Genomic DNA, 5,544 nt, shown 5'->3' with positions numbered 1-5,544 from the left:
GGAAGCGGGTCATCATGCAAAGAAGAAAAGTATTTGTAGCCAATTGGAAAATGAATAAGACAGTATCAGAGTCTATTCGTTGTGCTACAGAATTAAAAAACTTACTTTCAGGTAAGCAAGAGCATGAAATTGTTGTCTGTCCACCGTTTACCAGCTTATCTGCGTTAGAATTGGTTTTACAAGAAGTATCAGTGTTTGTAGGTGCACAAAACATGCACGATCAAGATTCAGGAGCATTTACGGGGGAAGTTTCGCCCAGAATGCTTGAAGAGGTGGGCTGTGATTATGTTATTTTAGGGCACAGCGAACGCCGGCAAATGTACGCTGAAAATGAACAAGCTTTGACCAAGAAGATTAAAGCGGCCTTGGAGCATGGTTTGATTCCTATTTACTGTGTAGGTGAAAACGATGAACAAAATCAGGCAGGGCAAAGCTTTGATGTGATTGAGCATCAGTTGCAAAATGCACTGCGTGGCTTAAGCAATGCGGAAGGTTTCCGATTATTGATAGCCTATGAACCAGTATGGGCCATTGGAACAGGTAGAGCTGCTACACCAGAGTGGGCAGATAAAATCCACGCCTTTATTAGGGAAAAACTTGCAGTAATCTTTACAAAGGATGTAGCCAACAGTGTAAGAATCCTGTATGGAGGGTCTGTAAACCAGGATAATATTGGCTTATTGATGGGTCAAGAAAACATAGATGGTGCTTTGGTGGGTGGAGCGAGTTTAGATGCCAAGCATTTTACAAGCATTGTCAAGTATGGAGATAAATAGTTATGATGGGATTAGTTTCATTTGTACATATCGCAGTATGTTTATTGTTGATTATTATTGTATTGTTGCAACATGGTAAAGGCGCTGATGCTGGTGCAGCATTAGGTGGTGGGCAGTCTGCGGTTTTTGGTGCTAGAGGTGCAGCCAGTTTTTTAAGTAAATTAACCACGAGTTGTGCGGTTATTTTTATGGTTACCAGTTTAAGTTTGGTTTACTTTTCTTCTCAACAAGCCAATCAAACGGTGTTTGATGGAACTGAGTCTTCTGCGACGCCTAGCGAAGTGTTGGAAAAAACAGCAGAAAGTACAGCCGCTGGTGTAAGTGAAGATGCCAAAGAAGTGGCAGAAGATGTTAAAGCTGCAGCAAAAGAAGCAATTGAGGCGGGAAGCGCAGCAAGTGATGAAATTGTTGAACAAGGTAAAGTTGTGGTGGATAAAGCTACCCAAGCAGGCAAAGAGACAGCACAAGAAGTGAAAGAAGCGGTAACAAAAACAGTCAATGAAGCTGCAAAAAAAGTGGAAGAAGCAACCGACACAGAAAAAAATAATTAAAACCCAAAGAAAAGAGGCCGTCAATGACACAAGAAGTATGTATTGTAAGTGCAGTAAGAACCCCAATTGGAAGTTTTTTAGGCGCACTGTCCTCTTTAACAGCACCGCAATTGGGAGCAAAAGCCATTGCAGCAGCAGTGGATAAAGCAGGTATCAATAAAGATCAAATAGATGAAGTTATTATGGGCAATGTTTTGACTGCAGCTGTGGGGCAAGCCCCAGCCAGACAAGCCGCTATTTTTGCCGGTCTTCCTAAACATGTTCCATGTACCACCATAGGTAAAGTGTGTGGCTCTGGCTTAAAGTCAGTCATGATGGCCAGTCAGGCCATTCGTTGTGGGGATGCCAATGTTGTTGTTGCAGGAGGGATGGAAAGCATGTCCAATGCCCCGCACGCCATGCAAATGCGCCAGGGACAAAAACTAGGGCATACAAAAATAACAGATACTTTGTTGCACGATGGTTTGTGGGATGTTTACAATGATTTTCATATGGGTCAAGCCGGAGAGCTGTGTGCCAAAGAAAAAAACATTAGTCGTGAGCAGCAAGATGCCTATGCTAAAAGTAGTTATGAGAGAGCCCAAAAAGCCAGCAATGATGGCTTGTTTAAAGATGAAATTATTCCTATAGAAATTCAACAAAGAAAAGAAACCTTCATCATTGATAGAGATGAAGATATTGATAAAGCAAGGTTTGATAAGTTTGCCACATTAAGACCTGCTTTTGATAAAGAAGGAACGGTAACCGCAGCCAATGCCTCTAACATCAATGATGGTGCAGCAGCCGTTGTGTTGGCCAGTAAAGCATGGTGTGAAAAAAACAATATCCCTTACATGGCTGTGATTCAAGGAAGTACACAAGCAGCAAGGGAACCTGAGTGGTTTACTATGGCCCCAGCAGATGCTGTAGAGGCACTTCATAAAAAACTATCTTGGACCAAAGATGATGTGGATAGTTATGAAATCAATGAAGCTTTTTCTTTGGTTTCATTGGCTGTGAGTGAGCAGTTGGGTCTGGATATGTCTAAAGTTAATCCAAGAGGTGGAGCAGTGGCCATGGGACATCCAATTGGCGCCAGTGGATCTAGGATCTTGGTTACGCTTTTGCATCATCTAAAGCAAAACAAGCTTAAAAAAGGTATTGCTAGCTTGTGCATTGGCGGCGGCGAAGCGGTGGCTTTGGCTGTACAAATATAATAGAGATATTCAATCGTACTTTATATACTAAACTGTTTAGGCTAAAGCACCATAGGGTTTGTTTTTTAGCGTATTTAGGTTATCCTAAATAAAAATATGCAGTCATTGGAAGCCATAGTTCATTGGAATATTGTTCCTATTTTACGAGCCTATATAAAAAATCATTTTAAATTTGATAATGCTTTATTGTCAGAAAAGATTAACTCTTGTACGTTTTTAGCGGATAATTATGTTGTTGCGCAGTCACTGATAGATTTTGCCCAATTCATCAAATCGCAAAAGGTTAACGATGTTTTATGTTACGTTGGCTTTGATGGGGATTTAAAAACAATGTCTAATCCAATGGTTTATCAAGATAAAGGTTTTTTGTATTTAGCACTTGTTTATGAAAATCATAGCAGTTTTTGGAAAATAACCGGCGCCCATGGTGAGGATTTATTGAGTATACGCTATCAGTATATTGGTAAGGTTGATATTGTTTTAACGGCAATTAAAGCTAACATCGATGCTTTAAAGCAAGATACCCTTGAATTGTACAAAGATGCTTTAGAACAATACAAAGCTATGCCAGAAAACTTATTTTTTGAGGATTCAAAAAAATATATACAGCAATGTTTTAAGGATGCTTTAGAACATATTCAAGCCACCCCTGGAACATCCGATTCAGCCTTTTGGTATCCAGAGTTAATGGATAAAGACGCCTATCAGATTCTAAGCTCATTGAGAAATATACCCTTGGTGCATCGTATGGGATCGTTTTTAGACATGCACAGTACAATAGCCAATGCACATGGGAAGCTTTACAATGAACAAAATTTAATTTTACAACAGTGCATTAATTCTTAAATATTTTATTATTTGGAGTTTGAGATAGGTTTATCAAATCTCCTTCCGATTAAGCGCTATTAAAGTGTAGGCACTTAACTTTTTGAAGTGTGTTTTAAAAAGTAACTGAGATTAATTGTTTTAGATCGATAAACCTGACAGTCCTCAAGTAAGCAAGGCGATACTTGAGATTAATGATATGATGGACAATTCAAATGAGGATAAGCATATGAACGGGGATACCATTGCCATAGCTGGTCGAGCTTCTACTACAACTCAGTTTAACTCACACCCTAAGCCAATAGACATATGGCATTCTATAGTGACATCAAAAAGTTTTTGATAAAAATTCAAGGCAATTTGTCAAGACCAAATAAGCTCAAGGATTGCGGACTTTGGGTGCTTTACGTTTTTCATGTTCATCTTCTGGATTAAAAAAACGTATTCTACTAAAGCTATTGTTTAAGCGTTGATAGTCCTGCATGCGGGTATTGTACTCAGCTTGGATCTTATCCAATTCACCGTGCCATGAATCACAGCTGAGTTGACTTCTTTCTTCTACAAATACACAGTGACAAATCAGAGGTGAATCTGGGTTACGGACTGCAAAGGTGAATTCTTTGGTATCAGCGGGCAATGCAAAAGCAGCCGATTGATCTGAATCAGAGGTTGTCTTGTAGCTGTAACCATAAACTTTATCTGGGTTGTAGTTGATTTGATTAAAGTTATCTACATACTTAGTTTGAGCAATGTTTACTCCGTTGATAGAGTTAATATGGTTGGTAAAGGCTTGTTGGCTATGCAGTTGTCCGGCATAAAGAGGATTTGTTCCAGGGCGGTTAATAAATAAAGCCTTAACAGAGCCTTCATAGGTAGCTGAAACGGTTCGGATTTCTCTAATTGAAGAGGCAAGGTCAATGCATGTTTCATTTTGCGCAACATAGTTTTCATAAGATTGAGATAAAACGTTAAAGCTAAAAAGAAGCGTAGAAAATGTTAATAGAATAGTTTTTTTATGGTTTTTTAACATGGTAATTCCCCTTTTTTGAGTTGAGTCAGAGATATACGTTAAGCAGTCTTAAAAAGTCAAGTTGCAATCTTTTACGTTAATAATAATGAATAGGATGCCAGTCTATTTTGCATTTTTTATTATTTCAATTTATATGAGTATCAGGCGTTTTTATGGATGAATATGGAGTATGTGATCATAGACTCTTAGAAGTGTTTGGGTGTTATTATTTGAATTTTAAATTTGAGGAGCAGCAAAAATGAAAATAGGGGTTGTTGGTGCAGGGCAAATGGGTTCTGGTATTGCGCAAGTTGCGGCCATGCAGGGCTTTGAAGTGGTGTTATATGATGTCAGCGAAGATAGAATTGCTTGGGGCAAAAACAACATTGAAAACAGTTTAAGCCGCTTGGTCAAAAAAGAAAAAATTTCTTCTGAAGATCAAAACTCCATTATGGCAAGAGTGCATCCAAATACTGATATGCAAGCTTTTGCTGACTGTGGCTTGGTGGTTGAAGCTGCAACAGAAAATGAAACCATCAAATTTGAAATTTTTAAATCTCTTGATTCAATTACCCAAAAAAGTTGTATTTTAGCCAGCAACACCTCATCTATTCCCATTACCAAAATTGCTGCGCAAACCAATAGACCGGATAAAGTGATTGGTATGCATTTTATGAATCCCGTGCCCATTATGAAGCTGGTGGAGGTGATTCGGGGGTTATTGACTTCGGATGAAACTTACAAGACTGTAATTGACTTAGCGCAAAAGATGGGTAAAGAAACGGTTGCCGTGGAAGATTTCCCTGGCTTTTTAGTGAATAGAATTTTATGCCCTATGATTAATGAGGCAGTATTTGCTCTTGAAAGCGGCATTGCCAAAGCAGAAGATATTGATACAGCCATGAAATTGGGAACCAACCAACCTATGGGCCCTTTAGAATTGGCTGACTTTATTGGTTTGGATACCTGTCTTTATATTATGGAAGTGTTGCATGCCGGCTTAGGTGAAGATAAATTTAGACCCGCACCCTTATTAAGAAAATACGTACAGGCTGGCTTGTTGGGTAGAAAGTCTGGACGCGGCTTTTACACTTATGAGGGGAAATAAAATGCAAGTAATGCTGTTGCAAATAGAAAAAAGTTTTCTAGCAGCTCAGACAGATGCTTGGCTCTGCCAAGCAAAACTC

General features: G+C 39.0%; 6 protein-coding genes. 5 read left to right on the top strand and 1 reads right to left on the bottom strand.

Annotated elements, in window-relative coordinates; all coding sequences use genetic code 11:
* Window positions 1-14: 14 nt before the first annotated feature.
* From tpiA to PKC21_06545, 4 genes are all read left to right on the top strand, one after another.
* On the top strand, window positions 15-776 hold the full coding sequence (gene tpiA, locus PKC21_06560; GenBank protein ID HMR24997.1) for a triose-phosphate isomerase: 762 nt from the start codon (window positions 15-17) through the stop codon (window positions 774-776).
* 2 nt (window positions 777-778) lie between these two features.
* Entirely contained in the window at window positions 779-1,327 is a 549-nt protein-coding gene (gene secG, locus PKC21_06555) for a preprotein translocase subunit SecG (GenBank protein ID HMR24996.1), read from the top strand.
* A gap of 23 nt (window positions 1,328-1,350) precedes the next feature.
* The gene (locus PKC21_06550) at window positions 1,351-2,523 is read left to right on the top strand and encodes an acetyl-CoA C-acyltransferase (protein HMR24995.1); all 1,173 of its coding nucleotides are present in this window, start codon (window positions 1,351-1,353) and stop codon (window positions 2,521-2,523) included.
* Between the two features lie 96 nt (window positions 2,524-2,619).
* Window positions 2,620-3,369, top strand: a complete 750-nt coding sequence (locus tag PKC21_06545) for a hypothetical protein (GenBank protein HMR24994.1) — start codon at window positions 2,620-2,622, stop codon at window positions 3,367-3,369.
* Window positions 3,370-3,727: 358 nt separating this feature from the next.
* On the opposite strand, the gene PKC21_06540 is transcribed toward PKC21_06545, so the two are convergent.
* The gene (locus PKC21_06540) at window positions 3,728-4,378 is read right to left on the bottom strand and encodes a hypothetical protein (protein HMR24993.1); all 651 of its coding nucleotides are present in this window, start codon (window positions 4,376-4,378) and stop codon (window positions 3,728-3,730) included.
* A 238-nt stretch (window positions 4,379-4,616) separates the two neighbouring features.
* On the opposite strand from PKC21_06540, the gene PKC21_06535 reads away from it, so the two are divergent.
* The gene (locus tag PKC21_06535) at window positions 4,617-5,465 is read left to right on the top strand and encodes a 3-hydroxybutyryl-CoA dehydrogenase (GenBank protein ID HMR24992.1); all 849 of its coding nucleotides are present in this window, start codon (window positions 4,617-4,619) and stop codon (window positions 5,463-5,465) included.
* The last annotated feature ends 79 nt before the right edge of the window (window positions 5,466-5,544 follow it).

This window comes from Oligoflexia bacterium (assembly GCA_035326705.1).
In the GTDB taxonomy this organism is placed as follows: domain Bacteria; phylum Bdellovibrionota_G; class JALEGL01; order JALEGL01; family JALEGL01; genus JALEGL01.
This window is presented reverse-complemented; position numbering and strand designations above follow the sequence as displayed.

Bases quoted from the DNA above. Each gene is read 5' to 3' on its own strand.
- tpiA (HMR24997.1), top strand. From the start codon at position 15: ATGCAAAGAAGAAAAGTATTTGTAGCCAATTGGAAAATGAATAAGACA.
- secG (HMR24996.1), top strand. From the start codon at position 779: ATGATGGGATTAGTTTCATTTGTACATATCGCAGTATGTTTATTGTTG.
- PKC21_06550 (HMR24995.1), top strand. From the start codon at position 1,351: ATGACACAAGAAGTATGTATTGTAAGTGCAGTAAGAACCCCAATTGGA.
- PKC21_06545 (HMR24994.1), top strand. From the start codon at position 2,620: ATGCAGTCATTGGAAGCCATAGTTCATTGGAATATTGTTCCTATTTTA.
- PKC21_06540 (HMR24993.1), bottom strand. From the start codon at position 4,378: ATGTTAAAAAACCATAAAAAAACTATTCTATTAACATTTTCTACGCTT.
- PKC21_06535 (HMR24992.1), top strand. From the start codon at position 4,617: ATGAAAATAGGGGTTGTTGGTGCAGGGCAAATGGGTTCTGGTATTGCG.